Origin of the sequence: Herbaspirillum sp., from assembly GCF_017744395.1 — a bacterium.
Taxonomy (GTDB): domain Bacteria; phylum Pseudomonadota; class Gammaproteobacteria; order Burkholderiales; family Burkholderiaceae_D; genus Herbaspirillum.
This window is the reverse complement of the sequence record NZ_JAGIBI010000003.1, coordinates 30608-54594: the sequence shown is the minus strand read 5'-3', so window position 1 is coordinate 54594 and position 23987 is coordinate 30608. Positions and strand designations below refer to the sequence as shown.

The window sequence follows — 23987 nt, the reverse complement described above, 5'->3', positions numbered from 1 at the left end:
TCAACTATGGCTGGCCACCACGGCCGGCTCGGCCTGCGCGCCCAGCGGCATGCCTTCGTCCTCCAGCGGCGCGTCGGGCGACTTGCCGTAGGTTTCCGGCACGGTGCGCACCGCGATGGTGAAGACGCCGTACATCGCCGCGATCATGCCGAACACGCCGGCCAGGCCGAAGGTGTCGAACAGGCGGCCGGCCACCAGCGGCATGAAGGCGCCGGCGGCGGTGCCGGTGGCCAGGATGAAGGCGGTGCCGAACGCGCGCACGCGGGTCGGGTACAGCTCGGGGGCGAAGATCCAGATCGTGGTGTTGAGCAACAGCACGAAGAACTGGAACACCGCGCCGGCCAGCAGGATCATGGCGATATTCTTGGCCAGGAAGCCGATCGCCAGCGCCGCCGCACAGGCGCAGATGGCGCCCGCCGTCAGCACGCGCTTGCGCGGCATATGGAAGCCGAAGGCCGAGGCGGCGACCGCGCCCAGCAGGCTGCCGCTTTGCATCACCATCGTAAACAACAAGCTCTTGGACATGCTGTAGCCCAGGCTGACCAGGATGGTCGGCATCAGCGTGAGCACCGAAATCTGCGCGCCGTAGGTCATCCAGATGGCGATGCACAGCGGCACGGTGCGGCGCGCCAGCGGCCCCTGGAAGATTTCCATCGACCGCACCTTGATGCGCGCGGCCTGTTCGCGGCAGCCGTCGTCGGCGATCCAGGCCGCGGCCTGCGGCGCCGGGCCGGACAACTTGCCGCAAGCCAGGCGCGACAGCACCTGGTTGGCTTCGGCGATCTTGTGGCGCGACAGCAGGAAGCGCGGCGTTTCCGGGATATAGCGGCGGTAGAAAGCGCCCAGCAGCGCCGGCAGCATCAGGCACAGGAACAGCCAGCGCCAGCTGTTCTCGCCGGGAAACAGCGTAAATACCAGCAAGCCGAAAGCCGGCGCCAGGAAATTGCCGAGGCCGCCGGCGCCGACATTGACCAGTCCCACCGCCGTGCCGCGGAACTTGCTGGAACAGAACTCGGCCAGCATGGTGACGGCGATGGCGATCTCGCCGCCCAGGCCGAAGCCGACGATGGCGCGGCCGACGGCCATCACCGTCAGGTTCGGCGCCAGCGCGCAAATGCCGGCGCCCAGCGTGAACAGCAGCAAATCCAGGCTCAGCATCACGCGGCGGCCGTAGCGGTCGGCCACCAGGCCGGAGACGATGCGGCCGATGGCGGCGCTGGCGAAGGTGACGGTATTGAGCAGGCCGATGCCGGTGGCGTCCAGTCCCCACTGCTGCTTGAGCATGGGACCGACCAGGCCGATGGCGTTCTGTTCGAAGCTGTCGAACAGGCAACCGATCAGGATCAGGAAAATGATGGTGTGGTGCGAGCGGGTGACGCCGATCTTGTCCAGCGCGCCGTCCAGTTCGGCGATGCGCGGAGTATCCGGCGAAGAAAGTGCGGGTCCGGCCATGGTCAGCTCCTCATGCGTGGGATGGCAAACGAAAACATGTTTCTTCGATTTCCAGAACGCTCATCCATCAGCGTGGAGCGTTCCGCTACTGCGTCATGGCCGTGGGACCCGGCATCCGATACGGGATGCCGTTCCACCACTCTAGTCCACAACGCCGCCAAATGGAATATGAATTTCAGATTTAATTTTTTACTGAAATTTAAATTTCATTTTTGCAAGGCACTCATAGCAAGCGGCATGCCAGTGTCCGAAGCGGGATGCCGCTGCGGCAACGGAATCGATGAAAACTGGAAAAATCCCTTGATCGGCGAAGGATTGCGCCGTATTGGCACGGGACTTGGAGGCGCGGCCTATTGCCCGGATGCAAGTGCCGCCGGCGGAAGCCGCCTTGAATTGGTGAAACCGCCGCACTCCAAGCGTGCAGGGATCGCCAGAAAATGGGGAATCATCCTGGCTGGAATGCTGAAATTTCAATGCCAGGACAAAAACCGGAACGGCAACACTCAGCCGAAGTCGTCCAGCTCGTCATGCCCCTGCTCCACCGCGGCCAGGCGCTTGCGCCCCGCCGCGCCGCTGGCTTCGATGACCAGGGTCGCCAGCAAATCGCACAGGGCCATCACGGCCACATGGTTGTCCAGCAAGCCGGGGCCGCGGCATTGGCATTGCAGCGACCAGGTGGCGCCGGCGTAGTCGGATGACGCCTGGTCGCTGATATAGAGGATGCGGGCGCCGGCGCGGGTGGCGGCTTCCAGCACGCGGGCCATCTGGCGCGTCTGGCGGCGCGTGCCGAACACGATCACGCAGTCGCGCTCGCCCAGGCCGGCGGTATGTTCGGCCACCGTCTCGCCGGGGCCGGGAATGGCGGTCACGCGCGGCAATACCTGGATGATCTGCCAGCGCAGGTAGACCGCGAAGGCATGGCTGCTGCGGCTGCCGAACACCAGCACCTGCGGCGCGCCGGCAATCGCCCTGGCGATCTCGGCCATGACCGCATCCGACAGGCGTTCGAAGGTGCCGGCCAGGTTGGCCTGCGACTGCTGGAAATGCGCGGCCAGCGACCTGACATGGCGCGCCGCTCCCGCGGACGGCTGGAACAATGGCGAGCCCACTTCCTGCTCCTCGCGCACATGGCGGCGCGCTTCCTCGTAGCTGTCGTAGCCGATGCGGCGGATGAAGCGGCTCACCGTCGAGGGCGACACGCCGGCCAGTTGCGCCAGCTCGTTGCCGGCATAACTGGCCAGCTCGCCGGGAAACTCCAGCAGGAAATCCGCCAGCTGGCGCTCGGTGGCCGACAGTTCGTCGAGCTTGCTGCGCACGCGGCGTACGAAGGATTCGGATGAAGGTCTCATGGAATGCGGGCGGCGAATCCGGGAGTCGTGATCGGCGCATTGTATAGCAGTGCGGTGATTCCTTTGTTTCGCGATGCTGATTACGAGACCGGTGACTGTAGTAAGTAGTCTGGTCTTGCTGCGTGCAGATGTACTGGCTCTATGCTTTTCTTTCTCCGGTCGAAGCGGAGCGCCGAGGGCGGCCCGGCAGCCGCTCACTTTCTTTGGCCCGCCAAAGAAAGTAAGCAAAGAAAACGGCCCCTAAGTGCCAGCCCTCCTGCGGAGGGTTCCCGTTGGAGTGCGCTGAAAAATGGGAAAGGCCGCAAGTCGCTGCGCTCCGGCGTCCTTTCTGATCCATTTTTCAGCGTGCTCCAACGGCTGGCCCACAAGGGGAAATGCTTAAATGCCTCGCCTTCGGCATCGGGATTGGGATCTTGGTTTGCTGCCTTCCGGGGAATTTACTGACGTCTTAACGACGCTGGGTCCTGACATTCGTCAGGACGACGCGTAGATGCGATAGCGATACACCCCACCGATGCCGCAGGCGAGAAGCAAACACCGCAAGGCCGAAGGCGAGCCGTCTCCGCAGTCCGCTTCTGACCAGCCGCTGAAATGAGAAGAAAAATGGATCAGAAAGGACGCCGGAGCGAAGCGACTTGCGGCCTTTCCCATTTTTCTTCTCATTTCAGCGGGAACCCCGAAGGGGCTGGTTAGTAGCGGTCGCCTTCTTTTGCTTACTTTTCTTGGCGAGACAAGAAAAGTGAGCGGCTGCCGGGCCGCCCCCGGCGCTCCGTCTCGACCGAAGAAAGATAAGCATAGAGCCAGTACATCTGCACGCAGCAAAACCAGACTACCCAAACTTACGTGCAGCATCGATAGCCAACCCGCTACCGATACTTCCGAACAAATCACCTTCGACATGTTTCGCATCCGGCACCAATGCCCCGATACGCTGACGCAGCAGGTTCACCCCCGACGACCCGCCAGTAAAGAACACGCTATCGATATCAGACGAACGCAACCCAGCTTGCTTCAGCAATCCCGAAACAGTCTGCTCAACCGACTGCACCAGATGATCAACAGCCGCATCGAAATCGGCACGATTCAATTGCAAGGTTTCCGGCGGACGCAGGCGCTGCAGATCCAGCGTGGCAGACTCTTGCGAAGACAATGCAATCTTGCCCCCTTCCACCTGCAACGCCAGCCAGTGCCCACAGCGCTGCTCCACCACATCGAGCAGGCGCGCAAAACGGTCGCGGTCGACCGCTTCGCGCGCCACATCCTGCAGCTGCTGCCAGGTCTTGCGCGTATAAAGCTGGTTGATGGTGTGCCAGGTGGCGAGGTTAAAGTAGTAGCTGGAAGGCACTTCGGCATTGCCGGCCAGGCGCCCGCCCAGCCCCAGCAGCGGCATCACGCAGGACAGGCTGAAGTACTTGTCGAAGTCGGTGCCGCCGATATGCACGCCGCCGTTGGCCAGGATGTCGTCGCGCCGCTCCACGCGCTGCGCACGCTGCGGCGACAGGCGCACCAGAGAAAAGTCCGAAGTGCCGCCGCCGATATCGGCGATCAGCACCAGCTCTTCGCCGTCGATGCGCGACTCGTAGTCGAAGGCGGCGGCGATCGGTTCGAACTGGAATTCGATGTCGGTGAAGCCGACGCTGCGCGCGATCTCTTCCAGCGTATCCTGCGCCAGCCGGTCGGCGGCCTCGTCGTCATCGACGAAATGCACCGGTCGCCCCATCACCACGCGCGAAAACGATGCGCCGGCGGCGCGCTCGGCGCGCTTCTTCAATTCGCCGATGAATTGCGCCAGCAGGCCGCGGTAAGGCAAGGCCCGGCCGCCGACCTCGGTCTGGCCGTCGATGGCGCCGGAGCCGAGCAGGCTCTTCAGCGAACGCATCAGGCGCCCCTCATAGCCGGACAGGTATTCGTTCAGGCCGCTGCGGCCGTAGCTGAATTCGTTTTCATCGGCATTGAAGAACACCACCGATGGCAGCGTCGCCCGGCCGTCTTCCAGCGGCAGCAGCAGGGACTGGCCCGCATCGGGACGCAGCCAGCCGACGGTGGAATTGGAGGTGCCGAAATCCACCCCGCATGCGTTGGCCATCGATTACTCCTTCATTTTTTGGGCCGGCAATCATATAGAAAAGGGCCTTGCTTGTCTCGCCGTGTCCAAAGCAAGCAACATGCCGCCCAGCAGCATTGACTTGCAGGCAATACGCAAGGCCTTCCAAAAATGACAATGCCGGAGCGGCACGCCTGCCGCTCCGGCATCATCGGTCCAGCCCCGCGCCCGCCTTACCAGCGGCAATCGTGGTCCATCAGTACTTCGGCGCTGCCCCTTTCCTGGAGATCGAAATTGACCGGCATGTTGACCAGCAACAGGCCTGTGCCGCCGTCATCCAGGCTGACGCCTGTCAGCAGCAGCGATTGCGCGGCCATCGCGGAGGCGGCGAAAGCGTCGCGGCCGGCGGCCAGCTTGAACGGGTCATCCGATCGCAGGGCATCGCCCGGCAGGCGCATCACCCAATAGCGATGCCCCTCGAATTGCCAGGGCATCCATCGCCGCAACGGATCGCCGCGGTGGGCGGCGAGGCTCTCGGCGACATCGCGCCGCATGCAATCGATATGGATATGCAGATGCAATTGGGAACGCGCCGCCGCCGAATTGACTTCCAGCCCAAGCTGCCGGTCGGCCAGCCCGCGCCCCAGCGCCTGCCCCACGCGCCAGCGCTGCTGCCAGGCGTAGTCCCAATAGTTCGGCGCATCGTCCGCCAGCAACTCCCGGCTTTCGATGCCTGGCAGGCGGCGCGTGGGCATCAGCAGGTACTGCGCCGGGCCGACGATGTCCTTGAGCACCACGAAACCGCGCTCCAGGTCCACTGCCGCGCATGGCTGCGGATTGCCGCTGGCCTGCATGTTGGGCACGCACTGCTCGCTGACGATTTCCCACAGCTTGTGCGGATTGGCGGCGTGGGCCGCAGGCGCGGCGAGGCCGTTGGCCAGCAGGGAAAACAGGAAAGGCAGGAGGGTGGTCAGGCGCATGGTGGCGAACAGTCGGAATCCGCCCAAGACGGGCGACAGGCAGCTTAGCGGCCGGATGTTTCGCCGCTGTGACGGCGCGCAGGGAAATATCGCGGGAACGTTCAGCCGTCGGCGTTGCGCGTTGCCTGCAACAGGCACTTGGACAGCTTGTCGAAATGCAGCCAGGCCGCCTGGCTCAGCTCGACCTGCTTGCGGCGCGGGTCTTCGGTATCGGCCAGCACGATCCAGCCTTTTTCCCGCATCGACTTGAGGCGAGCATGCAGCATCGCCGGCGAACCGAATTCGCTTTGCGCCATGAGGTCGCGCACCGACAGGCGCTGCTGTTGCTGGCCGGCACGGGCGATGAACGCCAGGATCCGGTCTTCAAGCGGATCCAGCGATGCCAATGAAGGCAAGCCCCGCAGTGCATCGGCCAGTTGCAGAAAGCGCAGATAGATATCCGCAGGCCTCTTGTTTTTACCCATAGCCACGCTGTTCGTCTTTGCGCTGTTGGTTTCGTTATGTCGCTGTTCGCAGCGGCTTTTCATTGTTACAGATTCGATAGCGGATCATACGCCCGGCCCCGCCTTCGCGCAACACTCCGCCCTTTTTGCATATGCCGCGCGGATGATTTCGCCACAGTGCGGGATTCCCCGCTGCAGGGCACAATGGAAATCGGTAACATACGCGCCGTCATGGACACCCTGCCCAATCCCCAGTCGACCTTGCGTACGCACATCGCCGCCGCGGCAGGCACCGCCATTTGTTATTTCCTTTTCTACAGCCTCAACGAATGGCTGTTCCGCCAGACCGAGTTCACCGAAGGCATCGCCTGGGTTTACCTCCCGGCCGGGATCCGGCTGATCTGCACGCTGCTGTTTGCCGAAGCAGGCTGCGCCGGGCTGCTGCTGGGATCGCTGGCCACCGCCGCCACTTACCGCCTGTTCCCGAGCGACCCCGTCACGGCGGCCGGCTACTGCCTGATCTCGGCGGCGGCGCCTTACCTTGCCTACCGTTTCACCTTGTCGGGCATGGACCTGCGGCGCTCGCTGGCGAACCTGACCACCACGCGGCTGATGGCCTGCATCCTGCTCTATGCGCTGACCAATCCCCTGTTCCAACTGGTCTGGTTCGTCATGCGCGGCGTCTCCCCGCACTTCTGGAGCGGCCTGGTCGTGATGTCGGTCGGCGACCTGTCCGGCTCCGTCATTGTCGCCTACCTGTTCAAATTCCTGCTGTCCTTCCTCCGCCTGCCGCGCAAGTGATCCCATCGCCTGCCGTACGGCGGACGCATTCCTGACAAAAACCCCCATCGATGTAATACGCACGACATAAATTCCCGCTACGCTGCGCATCGCTATAAAACTTATAGCGTTATGAACCGTATAACAATGCTTCCAAGGAGTTGCGGCATGCGTAGCTGGGATGAACCCAAGAAACGAAAAGCCCGCGTCGAGATCATTCCCATGATCGACGTGATGATGTTCCTGCTGGTGTTTTTCGTGCTGATCAGCATGAATGTCATCCCCGCGCTCGGCCTGAAGACCCAGCTTCCCAGCTCCAGCACCGCGCAAGACCTCAAGCCGCAGGCCAAGGCCATCATCACCATCACCCGCGATGCGGTCCAGGTCGATGGCGAGAACACGCCTATCGACGGCCTGGTGCCCCGCCTCAGGCAGATTCCCAAGGAAGGCGAAAAGCTCAACCTGATCATCAACAGCGACCGCGGCGTGGAAGTGCAGAAGCTGGTCGACGTGATGGATCAGCTCAAGCACGGCGGTTTCGATTCGATCTCCATCGCCACCCGCAAGCAGTGACCATGCGCACGCCCTTCCTTTTCCGCTTCCGCGAATCGCTGGCCGGCCTGCCATCGCTGCTGGTGCTGCTGGCGCTGGTGCTGGCCGGCGTGCAGCAGAGCACGCGCCTCAAGCGCCACAAAGATCCGACGCCGGTGCAAATCGCCCTGCTCGAAGCGCTGCCGCCCGCGCCCAAGGTCGAAACGCCGCCACCGCCGGAACCACAGAAAAAGGCCGAACCGCCCAAGCCGCAGGCCAAACCTGTGCCGGCGCCCAAGCCGACGCCGACAGTGCAGGACCGCCCCGTCGCCGAAGCGCCGGCGCCCCTGCCGGCATTGCCCCAGGCGGCTCCGCGCAGCGCACCCGTATCTGCGCCGGCGCCGCAACCAGTGGCGCAACCTACGCCTGCGCCGCCCGCCCCCAATACCGCCAACGCCGAGTCGCAATACGTGGCCAAGCTGCGCGCCCACCTCAACAGCATCAAACGCTATCCGACCGGACGCGAAGCCAGCCAGCTCAAGCCGCAAGGCAAGGTGCGCGTCTGGTTCGTGCTCAAACGCGACGGTTCGGTGGTCGATATGGGCATCGACGAATCGTCCAATTCGATGCTGCTCGACGACGCCGCGCGCAAGACCATCAACCGCGCCGCTTTCAGCGCCTTCCCGGAAGGCAGCTGGAGCGGCGAGAACACGCATCGCTTCACCGCTGACCTGGAATTCATTCCGGTTTCCGGATAGTTCCAACGCCGCTGGGCCCGGCGGCGCCGCTCCTACAAATGCACCACAACCATTCTCAGGGGAAATATATGCATTGCAAACTCACCCGGCTATCGCTGCTGATTTCCGGGATCTTCATGGTGGCCGGAACGACCGCCTATGCGCAAACCACCGACATCGGCACCGTCACCGTGCAAGGCAACGGCGGCACCGCCCAGGCCACCGGCCTGATCCAGCAGGAGGAGTCGCCCAAGGCGCGCAGCTCGGTCAACCACGACTACATGGAAAAGCAAAGCCCGACCGGCAACCCGTACCAGATGATCAGCCTGCTGCCGGGCGTGAACACCTACGACCAGGACGGCACCGGCCTGTTCGGCGGCAACATCCGCGTGCGCGGCTTCAACAGCGACCAGTTGGGTTTCAGCATCAACGGCGCGCCGGTCAATGATTCCGGCAGTTTCGCGGTCTACCCGCAGGAATACACCGATGCCGAAAACCTGTGCGACATCTTCGTCACCCAGGGTTCGACCGACACCGAAGCGCCGCACGTGGGCGCCTCCGGCGGCAATATCGGCATGACCATGTGCGCGCCGGAAGACCAGCAGCGCGTGCGCGTGTCCACCTCGGTCGGCTCCAACAGCCTGTGGAAGCGCTATGTGCGTTTCGATTCGGGCAAGCTGCTCGACGGCCGCTTCAAGTTCTTCCTGTCGTATTCGAAGACAACGGCCGACAAGTTCAAGGGCGCCGGCGGCGCCGATAAGCAGCACATCGACTTCAACAGCAAGCTCGACCTCGGCCAGGGCAGCTTCATCGATGCCGGCTTCATGTACAACAACGCCATCAACAACAACTACCGTTCGCTGACCAAGGCGCAGATCGCCCAGTTCGGCCCCAACTACGACTTCAGCACCAAGGCGCCGGTACACCAGCCGGGCGTGAACGGCACCGCCCAGAACGACAGCACCTACGCGCCCAACGCCGGCATCAACACCGGCAACAAGGACCTGTACTACGGGTATAACCTGAACCCGTTCAAGAACTGGCTGGCGACCGTCAACGGCCACTTCCAGCTCAGCCCGACGGCCAGCGTCGATGTCAGCCCCTATTTCTGGTACGGCTTCGGCACCGGAGGCAACCAGCTGCAGACAATCACCGAAGGCAATGCCGGCAACCTGCTGGGCGGTGGCGTGCGCGACGTCAACGGCGATGGCGACACCAAGGACACGGTGTTCGCCTACGAAGGCAGCCGCACCCGCACCTACCGCCCCGGCGTGACGCTGAAGTACAACCAGCAGATCGACAACCACAAGCTGATGTTCGGCTACTGGTACGAACGCGCGCGCCACCAGCAAACCGGCCAGTACAGCAGGATCGACAACAACGGCAACCCGGCCGACCTGTGGCAGAACAATCCCGACCTGTGGCTGCGCAACCAGGACGGCAGCGTCGTGCAATACCGCGATACGCTCACCGTCAGCACCGGCAAGTCGGCGTTCTTCCAGGACAGCATCAGCCTGATGAACGACAAGCTCAACATCCAGGCCGGCGCGCGCTATTCCAGCATCGACCGCGACTTCACCAACTATCCGAGCCAGAGCGCCGGCGGCTACTACACGGTGAAGAAGTCCTACTCCGACCTGTTGCCCAGCCTGGGCGTGCGCTTCCAGCTCGACCAGGCGCAGTCGGTATTCTTCAACGCTGCCAAGAACTTCAAGGCGCCGGGCAACTTCTCCTACTTCGGCCTGATCTCGGGCGGCAGCTTCGTCAACGGCGTCTATACCGGCGGTACCGTGCGCAACGTCCCGGTGGACAAGGAAACCTCCTGGAACTACGACCTCGGCTACCGCTACAACACCGACAAGTGGACCTTCTCCAGCTCGGTGTTCTACATCGACTACCGCAACCGCATCGCCACCGCCTACAACCCGGATACCGCGACCAAGACCGACTACAACGTCGGCGACTCTACCTCCAAGGGCATGGAGCTGGAATCCGGTTACGCGCTGAGCAAGAACCTGTCGCTGTATGGTTCGCTGTCCTACATCAAGAGCAAGATGAAAGACAGCATGAAGGTGGACGCCGTCAACTCGCTGCCCACCAGCGGCAAGGAATATCCGGATACGCCGAACTGGCTGTCCGGCCTCTCGCTGCAGTACCAGCAGGACGGCTGGTATGTGTTCGGACAAGCCAAGTACACCGGTCGCCGCTACACCACGCTGGTCAACGACGACGCCATCGGCGGCTACACCGTGTTCAACGCCGGCGCGGGCGCGACCTTCCCGTCGACCTCCTGGCTCAAGAAGCCGACGGTGCGCCTGAATGTCTACAACCTGTTCGACAAGCAATACCTGAACCTGAATTCGGGCAGCGGCAGCCAGTTCACCACCAACGCCAACGCGGTGGGCAGCATCGCCGGCACCGCACCGTCATTCTACGTAGGCGCCCCGCGCACCTTCACCGTCACGCTGACCGCGGATTTCTGATCGCGGCCAACCCCGTGGGCGGCGGCGCGCAAGGGCCGCCGCCCTGAACATCGCAAGAGAGGCAACCATGAACATGCAATTACTCCACGAACTGGCTTTCTACCTGATGTATGCCTGCGCCGCGCTGGCGATCTTCGTCATCGTCGAACGCGGGCTGTTTTTCGGCTACACCATGCGCCAGGCCACCGGGCTGGAAAAGGCGATGACCCATGCCGTGCAGCATGTGCAGGAATTGCCGGCGGAACTGACCGCCCGCCCCAGCCTGCCGCTGGAACTGGTCAGCGACATCCTGTCGGAAAAGCACCAGTTGCATAGCGAGAAGGACCTGGAGGATTTCAGCGAGTCGGTCTACATCGCCAAGCGCGGCGAAGTGCAGCAGCGCCTGTGGATCCTCGACACCATCGTCACCGCGGCGCCGTTGCTGGGCCTGTTGGGTACCATCCTGGGCATCATCGACACGTTCAAGGCACTGGCGGTCTCGGGCGTGTCCGACCCCGGCCAGGTGTCGCAGGGCATCGGCACCGCGCTGTACGCCACGGCGCTGGGCATCGGCATCGCGGTGGTCGGCATGTTCTTCTTCAACCTGTTCCAGGAACGTATCGAGCGCATCAACGATCATCTGAAAGTGTTGATGCTGCGCGCTTGCGTGGGGCGCACCTCAGAACAGCAGGCCAACGTCCAGCAGACGCACGGCAAACTGCACGTCGCCTGATCATCCGGACATGCGCCCCATGAAAAAATCATTGCGCCTGCCGGCAAAACTGGCCGCGGCAATCGGCCTGGCCTTCTCGCTGCAAGGTGCGGCCCACGCCGAATTCGCCATTCCCGGCTTCGAGCTGGTGCATACCGTGCCGCGTGAAACCGCATTGGCCACGCCCGACCTGCGCGATGCCGCGCTGGTCTGGAAAGAGATGTTCGACGGCGCGCAGCGCCAGATCGACTTCGGCCAATTCTACGTGGCCGGCCAGGACGGCGAAGCGCTGGACGACATCATCGCCCACCTCGATGCGGCCGGACGGCGCGGCGTGAAGATCCGCTTCCTGATGGAAAAGAAGGGCGAGTTCGCCTCGGTGCCGGCGACCATCGAACGGCTCAAGCGGATTCCCAACCTGGAGTTCCGCCAGCTCGATTATGCGAAGATGACCGGCAACGGCATCATCCACGCCAAGTACTTCGTGGTCGACGGCAGCAGCGCCTTTGTCGGCAGCCAGAACTTCGACTGGCGCTCGTTCTCGCATATCCACGAAACCGGCCTGAAGATCACCGATGCCGCCGTCGCCGCGCAGGTCCAGCAGATCTTCGAGATCGACTGGCAGGCGCAAGCCGCGATCGCCGCCGGCCAGGCGCCGGCAATACAAAACAACGTTACGGTGCCGGCCGACGAAAGCCGCGGCAACTACCTGGTGGCCAGCCCCAATGCCTTCAACCCGCCCGGCGTGGGCGACTCGGAAAGCGAACTGGTGCGGCTGCTGGCCGGCGCCAGGCAGGAAGTGCGCGTGCAATTGCTGGATTACGCGCCGCTGTCCTACGGCCCCAACCGCACGCGCCCCTATTATCCGGTGATCGACGATGCCATCCGCACCGCCGCCGCGCGCGGCGTCAAGATCAAGCTGATGGTGTCGAACTGGAATACCGAACAGCCGGCGATCCGTTACCTGCAGAGCCTGGCCGTGCTGCCGAATGTGGAAATCCGCATCGTCACGCTGCCGCGCGCCTCGACCGGCTTCATCCCGTTCGCGCGGGTGATCCATACCAAGGCCATGAGCATCGACGGCCGCATCGCCTGGATCGGCACCAGCAACTGGGCCGGCGGCTACCTCGACAAGTCGCGCAACCTGGAAGTGGTCCTGCACAATGAAAAGATGGCGCGCCGCATCGCCGAGTTGCATGAGCAAACCTGGAATTCGCCTTACGCCGAACCGGTCGACGTGCTGCGCCAGTATCCGAAGCCGGTGAAAGGCAAGGAATAAGCCGCGACAACCGGAACGCAATCAGGAATATCGGCGGCAAGCCTGCGGGCTGCCGCTTTTTTATTTCCGGCACGGCAAGAAAGACATGATCTATACATAAAATCTAATTTTAGATAATATGTATCGATCATGAAAAACGCCCCTCGCAAGAAAAAAGCTTCGCCGCCGTCCCGCCCCGACCATGCGCTGCTAATGTCGCAGCTGGCGCAAGTCGCCCAAGGCCTGGGAGAAACCTTCGCCCCCTTTTGCGAAGTGGTGCTGCACGACCTGCGCGACGCCGACCATTCCATCGTCGCCATCCACAACAACCTGTCCGGCCGCGAAGTCGGCGACGCCACTACCGAGCTTGGACTGGCGCGCATCGCCGACGAATCCTATCCGCAGGTGCTGGCCAATTACGCCAACCGCCTGCCCGACGGCCGCCAGGCCAAGAGCACCTCGGTCGGCATCAAGGATGCCGACGGCAAATACGTGGCGGCGCTGTGCATGAACATCGACCTGACGCTGTTCGGCGCGCTGCAAGGCATGCTGCGCCAGTTCGGCGGCATCGACGGCAGCGCGCACGTGGCCGAGACGCTGGAGCCGGCCGGCGCCCAGGCGATCCGCGGCAAGATCGATGCATTCGCGGCGCGGCTGTCGACCACGCCGCGCAGCCTCAAGGCCGATGAGCGGCGCGCGCTGGTGCGCGAGCTGCGCGAGTCCGGCTGCATGGAGGTACGGCGCGCAGCGGAAATCGTCGCCGCCCATCTCGGCGTCTCGCGCGCCACCGTCTATAACGACGAGCGGGGTTGAGCCCCGCCCTGTTCAGAACCTGTTTGATTTCCGACCGAAAGGAACTTGCCGTGATTCCCGTATCGAGCACCACCGAATTGCCCACCTTCGCCGACGTCCTGCTGGCGGCCGAGCGCATCAAGCCCTGGGCGCACCGCACGCCGGTGCTGACCTCGCGCACCGCCGACGCCGAACTCGGCGCCAGCCTGTTCTTCAAGTGCGAGAACTTCCAGCGCATGGGCGCCTTCAAGTTCCGCGGCGCGATGAATGCGCTGGCGCAGTTCAACGACGCGCAACGCAAGGCCGGCGTGATCACATATTCTTCCGGCAACCACGCGCAAGGCACGGCACTGGCGGCGCAACTGCTGGGCATTCCCGCCACCATCGTGATGCCGCTGGATGCGCCCGCCGCCAAGGTGGCGGCCACCCGCGGCTACGGCGCCAACGTCGTGACCTACGACCGCTACACCGAAAACCGTGAAGAGATTTGCGCGCGCCTGGCAGAAGAGCACAAGCTGACCGTGATCCCGCCCTACGACCATCCGCATGTGATGGCCGGCCAGGGTACGGCCGCCAAGGAATTGCTGGAAGAGACCGGCCCGCTGGATGCGCTGTTCGTCTGCGTGGGCGGCGGCGGCCTGCTGTCGGGCTCGGCGCTGGCGGCGCGCGCCTTGTCGCCGGACTGCAAGATCTACGGCGTGGAGCCGGAAGCCGGCAACGATGGCCAGCAATCGCTGCGCAGCGGCAGCATCGTCAGCATCGCCACGCCCAAGACCATTGCCGACGGCGCCCAGACCCAGTTCCTGGGCAAATTCCCATTCGGCGTGATCAAGCGCGATGTCGACGACATCCTGACCGTCTCCGACGAGGAACTGGTGGCGTGCATGCGCTTCTTCGCCGAGCGCATGAAGATGGTGGTGGAACCGACCGGCTGCCTGGGCTTCGCGGCGGCGCGCAAGCATCGTGCGCAGCTGCAGGGCAAGCGCGTGGGCGTGATCATCAGCGGCGGCAATATCGATCTCGGCAAGCTGTCCGCCTATCTGGCGAACTGAACCATACCCGTATTATTTCTTTGACGACAGGAACAAGCATGCCCCATCTCTTCTTCGAATACAGCGGCAATCTGGAAATCGACACGCAAGCCACCCTGCTGCGGCTCAATGAAGCGCTAGTTGGCAGCGGCCACTTCGACGAGAACTCGATCAAGGCGCGCGCCATCCGGCTGGACGATTTTCTGGTCGGCACCCAGCCGCAGGCCAGGCGCGCTTTCATGCACCTGCGCCTGACCATCCTCTCGGGGCGAACGCCGGAGGTGAAGAAGCAGATCGCCGACCTGCTGGTGGCGACCGTGCAAAAGGAACAGGCATGGCCGGAAGGCGCGCAGGTGCAAATCACGGCCGAAGTGATCGATATGCAGCGCGAGATCTACGGCAAGCAGGTGCTGTAAGAAACAGCGCCGGTCAACGCACCAGCGCTTCGCGGAACTGCACCACGTTGCCTTCCGGATCGAAGCCGTCGCAGGCGCGGAAATCCGCCGCGCTCCACTCGGCCTCGGCCGGCTTCAATCCGCCGCCCTGGGCCTGCGCGCCAATGCGCGCCTGCGCCAGCGAGCGCACCGGCAGGAACAGCTTGACCGGCACCGCCTCGCGCAGCACCGGCGGCGTGGCGATCTGCACCTTGACCGCCACCGCCTCGGGCATGGCGTGGATCACCAGCAGGAACTCCTCTGCTTCGATCACTACCTTCCCGGCTTCGGCATGCTTGGGAAGCACCGCCAGCACCTGCGCATAAAACGCGGCGAGGCGGGCGACATCTTTGGCAAACAGGACTGCGCCTGCTTTGGGCTGAGTCGGCATCTCTGCTTTCAAAAATGAAGAACGAAACGGCAGAGTTTATTTTTGCCCGGGTCAATTGGCAAGCCGGTCCGCACGCCTCCCCTTCCGTGAGAAATTCCCGCCCATAAAATGCGAGCTTTCGCCTATTGGCGACATTGTTTTCCTGTCATGAAGGCGCTCGTGTCGGACATTTCCGACACACGTTAGCGCCGTCATCCTATCCCCCGGAAACGGCAGAAAAGCTTACTGTCATCTCCTCGGAAACACATTAGTATTTCGATGACAAAGCATCAATTGTCACCATATACACGCCAATAACGATGAATGTGATTGAAATTGCATCGTTTTGAATGTGACCGGGCTTAATTTGTAAGAGGATGTTCCAACCCGTTTACTTCGGGATGCCATCTGCTAATTTAATGCCATGAGGCAACAGGATGCGTTTGCAAAACGTCTCATGACAAAACGCGAACAAAAACCATCCGCCTGCCGCCGCCGTGCGACATCCATCACCGCCGGCAACCGTATTGAAGGCAGACTCACCATCTGACTAGCGCCATGACCAGAAACCTGCATACCATTTTCAAACCCGACCGCGCCTTCAAGCGCGCCGTCTCCGGCTCGCGCATCCCGCTGGCCAATGGCGGCGAAGAGGCCGACGCCTGGCTGGAACCGATGCTGGCCGATTTCATCTCGCTGGCCTGCAGCCTGTGCGACGCTCCCATCGGCATGATGACGCAATTGCATGCCGACATCGGCCTGCGGCATCCCTTCGTCTCGGTGGCCAATGGCCGCGGCGACATCCGCAACCAGTGGTGGCGCTTCCCCGGCCAGAACGGCGTGTCTCGCACGGCGGTGGATTTCTCGGTATGCGAAGCCGCCGCCCGCCGCCCACGCCAACTGACCGAAATTGTCGACCTGCAGGCCGACGGCCGTTTCTGCGAGTCGGCGCTGGCGAACAATCCGCCGCACGTGTGCTTTTACGCCGCGGTGCCGCTGGTAGCTTCCAACGGCGATGTGCTGGGCACGCTGTGCGTGATGGACCGCCATGCGCGCACGCTGTCGGCCACCCAGCGCGATGGTCTGCTGAAGCTGGGCCGCCAGCTGGAAAGCCAGCTCGACAGCCGGCGCGCCATGCAAAAGCTGGAGCAGCAGACGCTCACCGATGCCCTCACCGGCATCGGCAACCGCCGCAACTTCGACCTGCGCCTGCGCGAAGAATGGACGCGCCACCTGCGCAACGCGCGCCCGCTGTCGATGCTGATGGTGGATGTGGACTACTTCAAGCAATACAACGACACCTACGGCCACCCGGCCGGCGACGCGCTGCTGGCGCAACTGGCGCGCGTACTGCGCTCGCCGCTACGCGCCAGCGACTTCCTGGCGCGTTACGGCGGCGACGAGTTCGCCCTGATCCTGCCCGATACGGAAGAAATCGGCGCCCATCAGGTGGCCGAGCGCATCAAGCACGCGGTGTCGATGGTGAAATGGCCGCATACCGAGATCGAGATCAGCCTGGGCGCCGCCACCGTCACGCCGTCCGAGATGTGCGATTTCCACGCGCTGCTGGCCGCCGCAGACAAGGCGATGTATCTGCGCAAGCATGGGCGGCATAAGGGTAATGCCTGATTGGAATTATCCTTGGCTGACCACTGGTGCTGCTCTGCGAAACTAATTCCGAAACAAGCTCAGGAACATCGAGTAACTATTGCAGTACCCTGTACTAGCGCAAGGCTCGGGCTATATCCGGCATCAAAAGCAAGGCGGCGTCCTTGGTCAGATGATGTGTATCCGAGTAATTCGAGACATGCCCTTCAATGGCCACACATTGATCCTGCGGACAGATCTTTTCATAGGGATAGACAAAGCGCACACCCTCGCCCACTTGCAATGCCTGGGTCACACGGATGAACAAGCGGTTGACCGCCCGCGTATCATCGGCCGGCTTGCATTGCCGCTGATGCGAAAACGGCAGTGCATAATAATTCGACACTTCGCAATCGAATCCCACATCCGCGGTCGATCCCACGATGATAGTCCGCTGTGGATGCAAGCCGCCTGCCAACAAGGCATCGCTGACCAGTTCGCGGATGCTGGCCTCGCCCCCCCCTCCATAAGCATGCCAACGCTGCGAACGAATGACTGCATAGATGTTTTTACCGCGCAACGAATGCAATTTCTCCTGCGCTGCCCGGCAATCGCGCTGATTGCCGATATCTGGACGCAAGACATTCTCCCCCATGAAGCAGCTGCCGTTGGTTACCATATAAAACAGGTATTCCTTGCCCAACGCTTCATCAAGGGCCCGGGTGAGATGTTCCGCGTGGCTGTCGCCATACACCACGACAATCTTTCCGGATGGGTTCCCGAATATACAGCCGCTGTTCTTCTTGCGGTCTTCGCATTCGAACCGCCCCGGCTCGCGTTGCAGTTCAACCGTGCCATAGCGCCAAGGCAGCCCTTGCTGGTACTGTGTGAAGATGCCAATACCAGCAACGAGCGCCATGCAAGCGACAAGCATGGACACCCTGCCATGCCGCGCTTGCAGACGAATCGGGTTCTCGATAAAACGCTTAGTCATCCATGCCAGCGGGACAGCCAGCAACACTACCACCAGCCGCACCGACGCTGGCGGTGCGCCTGCAGCAAGATGATGCGCGAAGGACAACAGTGGCCAATGCCACAAGTACAAAGGATAACTTACCAAGCCTAGCCATACGCCGGCAGGATGCGCAAGCACATTGCGATTGAACCAGGTCTGCGGACCGGCGCCGATCAGCATTGCCGCGCCGATCGTGGGCAGAAGCGCCCACCATCCCGGAAAAGCATTGGTACTGGAAATGCAAAACAGGCCGATGACGATTGCCCCCGCCCCTGCGGCCGAACATAAACTGGCCAGAGATGAAACGGCCGTCGGCACTGCTTTTCGCCCCTTTCCTGCGTGCCAGTAGGCCAATATCCCTCCAACCAGCAACTCCCAGAAACGGGTCATCGGAGAATAATAAAGCCCGGCAGTGTCGGCCTTCACATAGATGGCATGGAGGTTCAGGCAAAACGAGATAGCAGCAACCGACAACGCCGCCAACAGCAAACCGCGTTTGCGGCACAGTTTATTGGCGGCAAACAACACGAATGGCCACACGATATAGAACTGTTCCTCAATCGCCAGCGACCATAGATGCAGCAGCGGCTTTGTTTCGGCTGCCGGGTCAAAGTAGCCGGCTTCCTTCCAATAAGTAAAGTTGGAAAAAAATCCGGCGCCGGACACAATATGTGTCGCCAAACGCGCATATTCATCTGCCGGCATCAGTATCCAGCCTGCGGCATAGGCTACTGCCAACACAGTAATCAGTGCCGGAAAAATGCGCAAAATACGGCGCATATAAAACTGCCGGATACTGAAATCGCCTTCAGCCAACGCCTGGCCGATGATGGATGAAATCAGGAACCCTGAAATGACAAAAAATATATCCACGCCAATGAAGCCGCCACGCAGTACGCTGGGAAACGCGTGAAAAACCAATACGGACAACACGGCAACGGCGCGCAAGCCATCGATGTCAGGACGATAAGAAATGGAGTGAACGGCCGGTGCAGCAGAGGCGACAGCCTGCAGCGGCGACTGCCGACCGTAAGTGGTGGTGTGTTGTGTCATTATCAGTCAACGCGCACCACCGCGTGTTGTTGTGCGGCAAGGCCAGCCAAGCGGTGTGCCGCGACGGCTCCCCCGTAGACGGCTGGGGCAATCCCTCAAGCCCCTGATGTGAATATTTTGTCAGTGCGGCATTGTAGAGGATACGGGCGTCATATGACAAACGATGCAGTTGAGCGGCTTCGCTGATCCGAAAGAGATGGATTGAAACCTGCGCCGACAAACCAAAGGACCGCATCACCCGCAGACGTTGATGCCAAAGGCTTATCTCCCATCGAAAGACCAACAAGAACGCCCGCTAAACGGGCGTTCTTGTTCGTTACCGGTTTGTCATGACCAAACATCATGTACTACAGCAAAATCCGGACGGGATGAGTTTTCAATCTCCGAACGCATTCCTCACCATACAGTGCATCCTTTGGAGTTCAGGCGAATTGACGGAAATCCGGCTTCCTCTTCTCGAAAAACGCGGTAAACGCCTCCTTGGCCTCCGGCCCAGTCAGCATCCTGGCGAAATGCTCGATCTCGGCCGCCATCTGCTGCTCGGTGGCCGCAACACGGTTCTTCTTCATCAGCTGCTTGGTGACGCGGATGGAATTGGCCGGCAGCGCGGCCAGCTTGGCGGCCTGCTTTTGCGCGAATGGCAGCAACTCTTCCAGCGGCAGCACGCGGTTGACGATACCCATCTCCAGCGCCTCGGCGGCGGCGAAGGCTTCTCCCAGCAGCAGCTTTTCGGCGGCGCGCTGGTAGCCAGCGACGTGCGGCAGCAGCAGCGACGAGGCGGCTTCCGGGCACAAGCCCAATTGCGCGAACGGCAGCGAGAACTTGGCGTTGTCGGCCGCGTACACCAGGTCGCAATGCAGCAGCAGCGTGGTGCCGATGCCGACCGCTACGCCGGAGACGGCGGCGACGATGGGCTTGCTGGCATGGCTGATCTGCCACAGGAACTGGAACACCGGCGCTTCCTTGGCGCTGGGCGGATTCTTGAGAAAGTCTTCCAGGTCGTTGCCGGCCGAGAAGGCTTGCGGCTTGCCGGTGAACAGGATGGCGCGCACCGCGCTGTCGGTTTCCGCTTCCTTCAGCGCATCGGCCAGTTGCTGGTACATGGCGGCGGTGATGGCGTTCTTCTTTTCCTCACGGTTGAAATGGATCGTGAGGATGCCGTTGTCCTTGCTCAGTTGGATGTCCATAGGTCTCCTGCTGTGTTTTTGTTATTGCGATAAAAAAGCCGCACGGCGCGAGCGGTGCGGCTTTCCTGCGAACATCGGATTACATGCGCTCGAAGATGCCCGCTGCGCCCATACCGGTGCCCACGCACATGGTCACCATGCCGTACTTCAGGTTCTTGCGGCGCAGCGCATGGATGGTGGTGGCCGCGCGGATGGCGCCGGTGGCGCCCAGCGGGTGGCCCAGCGCGATCGCGCCGCCCATCGGGTTGACCTTGGACGGATCCAGACCGAGGTCGCCGATCACGGCCAGCGCCTGGGCGGCGAAGGCTTCGTTCAGTTCGATCCAGTCGAGCTGGTCCTGGGTCAGGCCGCCGGCCTTCAGGGCCGCGGGGATCGCTTCCTTGGGGCCGATGCCCATGATTTCCGGCGGCACGCCGCGCACCGCGAAGGAGACGAAGCGCGCCAGCGGAGTCAGGTTGAATTGCTTGAGGATCTTTTCCGAGACGATGATCAGCGCGCCGGCGCCGTCCGAGGTCTGCGAGCTGTTGCCGGCGGTGACGCTGCCCTTGGCCGCGAACACCGGCTTCAACTTGGCCAGCGCGGCGATGTTGGAGTCGGCGCGCGGGCCTTCGTCCAGGTTCACGGTGCGGGTCTTGATGTCGATCTCGCCGGTGGCCAGGTTGGGGAAGCGCTCGACGATCTCGACCGGCGTGATCTCATCGGCGAACTCGCCGGCCTGCTGGGCGGCGATCGCCTTCTGGTGCGAGGCCAGCGAGAACTCGTCCTGCGCTTCGCGCGAGACCTTCCACTGCTGCGCCACCTTCTCGGCGGTCAGGCCCATGCCGTAGGCCATGCCGACGTTCTCGTCCTTGAAGGCGTTGATGTTGATGGACGGGTGGAAACCCATCATCGGCACCATCGACATCGACTCGGCGCCGGCGGCGATCATGACGTCGGCTTCACCGACGCGGATGCGGTCGGCGGCCATCGCGATCGCGGTAATGCCGGAAGCGCAGTAGCGGTTGATGGTGACGCCGCCGATGCTATTGGGCAGGCCGGCCAGCAGCACGGCGTTGCGCGCCATGTTCAGGCCTTGCGCGCCTTCGGGGAAGGAGCAGCCGACGATGGCGTCCTCGATCAGTTTCGGATCCAGGCCGGGCACTTGCGCCACGGCGGACTGAATGGCGCGCACCAGCAGGTCGTCCGGGCGGGTGTTCTTGAACATGCCGCGCGGCGCCTTGCCGATGGGGGTGCGGGTGGCGGCGACGATGTAGGCGTCTTGCAATTGTTTGCTCATTCTGTTGCTCCTGAATTAGGGCTTGTCTCTTTGTATCGTCTCTTGTCTGTCAGTTGCGAACCGGCTTACCCGTTTGCATCATTCCCATGATGCGTTCCTGGGTCTTCGGGTTGTTAAGCAACTCCATGAAGAACTTGCGCTCGATGTCGAGCAGCCATTGTTCGTTGACGATGCTGCCTTCTTCCACTTCGCCGCCGGCGACCGTCTCGGCGATCATCTTGCCCAGCTTGTAGTCGTGCGCCGAGATGAAGCCGCCGTCGCGCATGTTGACCAGTTGCGCCATGATGGTGGCCAGGCCGTTGCGGCCCACCACCGGCACTTGCGGCGGCAGCGGCGCGCGGTAGCCGGAATCGAACATGGCGCGCGCTTCGACCTTGGCCACGTGCAGCAGCTCGTAGGGGTTGAAGACGACCACGTCGCTGTCCTTCAGGTAGCCCAGCTTCTTCGCTTCCAGCGCCGACTTGGAGACGTTGGCGGTGGCCGCGGCCAGCATGTAGTCCTTCAGGAATTGCAGGATGTCGTTGCCCTTGGCTTCCTTGGCCGCGCGCACCGCCGCTTCCTTCAGGCCGCCGCCGGCCGGGATCAGGCCCACGCCCACTTCCACCAGGCCGATGTAGGACTCGATCGAGACCACGCGCTTGGCGGCGTGCAGCAGCAGTTCGCAGCCGCCGCCCAGGGCCAGGCCGGCCACCGCGGCGATCACCGGGACGTTGGCGTACTTCAGGCGCTGGTGCGCCTGCTGCAGGTGGTGCACCACCGGTTCGATGGCCTTGACGCCGCCCGACATGAACAGCGGCAGCATCGATTGCAGGTCGGCGCCGGCCGAGAACGCGCCGCCTTCGGCCGCGTCCGCATGCCAGATCACCAGGCCCTTGAAGTTCTTCTCGGCTTCAGCCACGGCCTTGTTCATGCCGTCGATCACGCCCTGGCCGATCACGTGCATCTTGGTCTTGAACGACAGGATCAGGACATCGTCGTTCTGGTGCCAGATGCGTACCGAATCGTCTTCGAAGAAGGTGGTGCCGGCGGTCTTGCCATCGGCCGCGCCTTCGCCCAGCAGCGGGGCGCGGAAGGCCTGGCGCTGGTAGACCGGCAGGTCGGAACGGGGAACGTCGGCCTTCTTCGAGGGCGAGTACGAACCCTTGGCCGAATGCACGCCGTCGCGGCCGTCGAACACCCAGGCGGGCAGCGGCGCGTTGGACAGCGCCTTGCCGGCGTCGATGTCTTCCTTGACCCATTCTGCGATCTGCTTCCAGCCGGCGGCCTGCCAGGTTTCGAACGGGCCGACGCTCCAGCCGAAGCCCCAGCGCATCGCGAAGTCGAGGTCGCGCGCGTTGTCGGCCACCGACTCCAGATGCACCGCGATGTAGTGGAAGGCGTCGCGGAAGATCGCCCACAGGAACTGGCCTTGCGGGTTGGTCGAGTCGTGCAGCGCCTTCATGCGCTTGACCGGGTCCTTTTCCTTCAGGATGCGCGCGATGATGTCGTCGGCCTTGCCGCCGCCCGGCACGTAGTCGCCCTTGGCCGGGTCGATGCGCAGGATGTCCTTGCCCACCTTCTTGTAGAAGCCGGCGCCGCTCTTCTGGCCCAGCGCGCCCTGCTCGACCAGCTTGGCCAGCAGCGGCGGCGTGGCGTAGGCAGCGTAGAACGGGTCGTCCTTCAGGTTGTCCTGCATGGTCTTGATGACGTGGCCCATGGTGTCCAGGCCCACGACGTCGGCGGTACGGAAGGTGCCGGACTTGGCGCGGCCCAGCTTGGCGCCGGTCAGGTCGTCGACCACGTCCACGCTCAAGCCGTATTTCTCGGCTTCGATGACGGTGGCCAGGATACCGAACACGCCGATGCGGTTGGCCACGAAGTTCGGGGTATCGAACGCGCGCACCACGCCCTTGCCGAGGGTGGTGGCGAGGAAGGCTTCCAGCTTGTCCAGGATTTCCGGCTGGGTGGACTTGGTCGGGATCAGTTCGACCAGGTGCATGTAGCGCGGCGGGTTGAAGAAGTGCACGCCGCAGAAGCGCGCCTTCAGGCCGGCGTCGAAGCCTTCCGACAGCGCCGTGATCGACAGGCCGGAGGTATTGGAGGCGAAGATGGTGTCGGCGCCGATGTGCGGCGCGACCTTCTTGTACAGGTCGTGCTTCCAGTCCATGCGCTCGGCGATGGCTTCGATGATCAGGTCGCATTCGGCCAGCTTGGCCAGATCGTCCTCGTAGTTGGCGACTTCGATCAGGGCCGCGTCATCCTTGTTGCCCAGCGGCGCCGGGCTGAGCTTCTTCAGGTTCTCGATGGCGCGCAACACGATGCCGTTCTTCGGACCTTCCTTGGCCGGCAGGTCGAACAGCACGACCGGCACGCGGGCATTGATGCAGTGGGCGGCAATCTGGGCGCCCATGACGCCGGCGCCGAGCACGGCCACTTTTTTAACGATGAAATTGGACACGCAAATCTCCTTTTGCTGGTGCTTCAAACGTGAATTCGGGGCAAATCAGCGTCGCCG

General features: G+C 62.7%; 20 protein-coding genes. 10 read left to right on the top strand and 10 right to left on the bottom strand.

Annotated elements, in window-relative coordinates; all coding sequences use genetic code 11:
• The 5 genes from J7548_RS09080 to J7548_RS09060 form a co-directional block, all read right to left on the bottom strand.
• Positions 1-1452 (bottom strand): MFS transporter, encoded by a 1452-nt coding sequence (locus tag J7548_RS09080; RefSeq protein WP_290973500.1) that lies wholly within the window; start codon positions 1450-1452, stop codon positions 1-3.
• A 503-nt stretch (positions 1453-1955) separates the two neighbouring features.
• Entirely contained in the window at positions 1956-2801 is an 846-nt protein-coding gene (locus J7548_RS09075) for a MurR/RpiR family transcriptional regulator (protein ID WP_290973496.1), read from the bottom strand.
• An 829-nt stretch (positions 2802-3630) separates the two neighbouring features.
• Positions 3631-4887 (bottom strand): Hsp70 family protein, encoded by a 1257-nt coding sequence (locus J7548_RS09070; RefSeq protein ID WP_290973493.1) that lies wholly within the window; start codon positions 4885-4887, stop codon positions 3631-3633.
• Between the two features lie 191 nt (positions 4888-5078).
• Positions 5079-5852, bottom strand: coding sequence for a CDP-diacylglycerol diphosphatase (locus J7548_RS09065; protein WP_290973490.1), 774 nt, complete (start codon positions 5850-5852; stop codon positions 5079-5081).
• 74 nt (positions 5853-5926) lie between these two features.
• Positions 5927-6289, bottom strand: a complete 363-nt coding sequence (locus J7548_RS09060; protein WP_290974914.1) for a winged helix-turn-helix domain-containing protein — start codon at positions 6287-6289, stop codon at positions 5927-5929.
• 183 nt (positions 6290-6472) lie between these two features.
• Here J7548_RS09060 and J7548_RS09055 point away from each other — a divergent pair, with 183 nt between their 5' ends.
• The 9 genes from J7548_RS09055 (at position 6473) to J7548_RS09015 (ending at position 14987) form a co-directional block, all read left to right on the top strand.
• Entirely contained in the window at positions 6473-7069 is a 597-nt protein-coding gene (locus J7548_RS09055) for a hypothetical protein (RefSeq protein WP_290973487.1), read from the top strand.
• 147 nt (positions 7070-7216) lie between these two features.
• Positions 7217-7621: a biopolymer transporter ExbD gene (locus J7548_RS09050; RefSeq protein WP_290973484.1), complete on the top strand. Its 405-nt coding sequence runs from the start codon at positions 7217-7219 to the stop codon at positions 7619-7621.
• Positions 7622-7623: 2 nt separating this feature from the next.
• Positions 7624-8337: a TonB family protein gene (locus tag J7548_RS09045; protein ID WP_290973482.1), complete on the top strand. Its 714-nt coding sequence runs from the start codon at positions 7624-7626 to the stop codon at positions 8335-8337.
• 68 nt (positions 8338-8405) lie between these two features.
• Complete coding sequence (locus J7548_RS09040) at positions 8406-10799, top strand: TonB-dependent receptor (RefSeq protein ID WP_290973481.1); 2394 nt, start codon at positions 8406-8408, stop codon at positions 10797-10799.
• Positions 10800-10866: 67 nt separating this feature from the next.
• Positions 10867-11511: a MotA/TolQ/ExbB proton channel family protein gene (locus J7548_RS09035; RefSeq protein WP_366005147.1), complete on the top strand. Its 645-nt coding sequence runs from the start codon at positions 10867-10869 to the stop codon at positions 11509-11511.
• Between the two features lie 10 nt (positions 11512-11521).
• Complete coding sequence (locus J7548_RS09030) at positions 11522-12769, top strand: phospholipase D-like domain-containing protein (protein ID WP_290973477.1); 1248 nt, start codon at positions 11522-11524, stop codon at positions 12767-12769.
• Positions 12770-12898: 129 nt separating this feature from the next.
• Positions 12899-13561, top strand: coding sequence for a PAS domain-containing protein (locus tag J7548_RS09025; protein WP_290973474.1), 663 nt, complete (start codon positions 12899-12901; stop codon positions 13559-13561).
• Between the two features lie 50 nt (positions 13562-13611).
• On the top strand, positions 13612-14592 hold the full coding sequence (locus J7548_RS09020; protein ID WP_290973470.1) for a threo-3-hydroxy-L-aspartate ammonia-lyase: 981 nt from the start codon (positions 13612-13614) through the stop codon (positions 14590-14592).
• Positions 14593-14630: 38 nt separating this feature from the next.
• Positions 14631-14987, top strand: a complete 357-nt coding sequence (locus J7548_RS09015) for a 5-carboxymethyl-2-hydroxymuconate Delta-isomerase (protein WP_290973467.1) — start codon at positions 14631-14633, stop codon at positions 14985-14987.
• Between the two features lie 13 nt (positions 14988-15000).
• Here the strand turns inward: J7548_RS09015 and J7548_RS09010 are convergent, their stop codons facing one another.
• On the bottom strand, positions 15001-15396 hold the full coding sequence (locus J7548_RS09010) for a hypothetical protein (RefSeq protein ID WP_290973464.1): 396 nt from the start codon (positions 15394-15396) through the stop codon (positions 15001-15003).
• A 537-nt stretch (positions 15397-15933) separates the two neighbouring features.
• Here J7548_RS09010 and J7548_RS09005 point away from each other — a divergent pair.
• The gene (locus J7548_RS09005) at positions 15934-17004 is read left to right on the top strand and encodes a sensor domain-containing diguanylate cyclase (protein WP_290973462.1); all 1071 of its coding nucleotides are present in this window, start codon (positions 15934-15936) and stop codon (positions 17002-17004) included.
• Positions 17005-17098: 94 nt separating this feature from the next.
• Here J7548_RS09005 and J7548_RS09000 read toward each other — a convergent pair whose 3' ends face one another.
• The 4 genes from J7548_RS09000 to J7548_RS08985 all read right to left on the bottom strand — a co-directional run bounded on the left by J7548_RS09000 (position 17099) and on the right by J7548_RS08985 (position 23930).
• The gene (locus J7548_RS09000) at positions 17099-19030 is read right to left on the bottom strand and encodes an acyltransferase family protein (RefSeq protein WP_290973459.1); all 1932 of its coding nucleotides are present in this window, start codon (positions 19028-19030) and stop codon (positions 17099-17101) included.
• A gap of 422 nt (positions 19031-19452) precedes the next feature.
• On the bottom strand, positions 19453-20217 hold the full coding sequence (locus tag J7548_RS08995; RefSeq protein ID WP_290973457.1) for an enoyl-CoA hydratase: 765 nt from the start codon (positions 20215-20217) through the stop codon (positions 19453-19455).
• 79 nt (positions 20218-20296) lie between these two features.
• Positions 20297-21493, bottom strand: coding sequence for an acetyl-CoA C-acyltransferase (locus J7548_RS08990; protein WP_290973455.1), 1197 nt, complete (start codon positions 21491-21493; stop codon positions 20297-20299).
• Positions 21494-21542: 49 nt separating this feature from the next.
• Positions 21543-23930: a 3-hydroxyacyl-CoA dehydrogenase/enoyl-CoA hydratase family protein gene (locus J7548_RS08985; RefSeq protein ID WP_290973451.1), complete on the bottom strand. Its 2388-nt coding sequence runs from the start codon at positions 23928-23930 to the stop codon at positions 21543-21545.
• Positions 23931-23987: the final 57 nt, after the last annotated feature.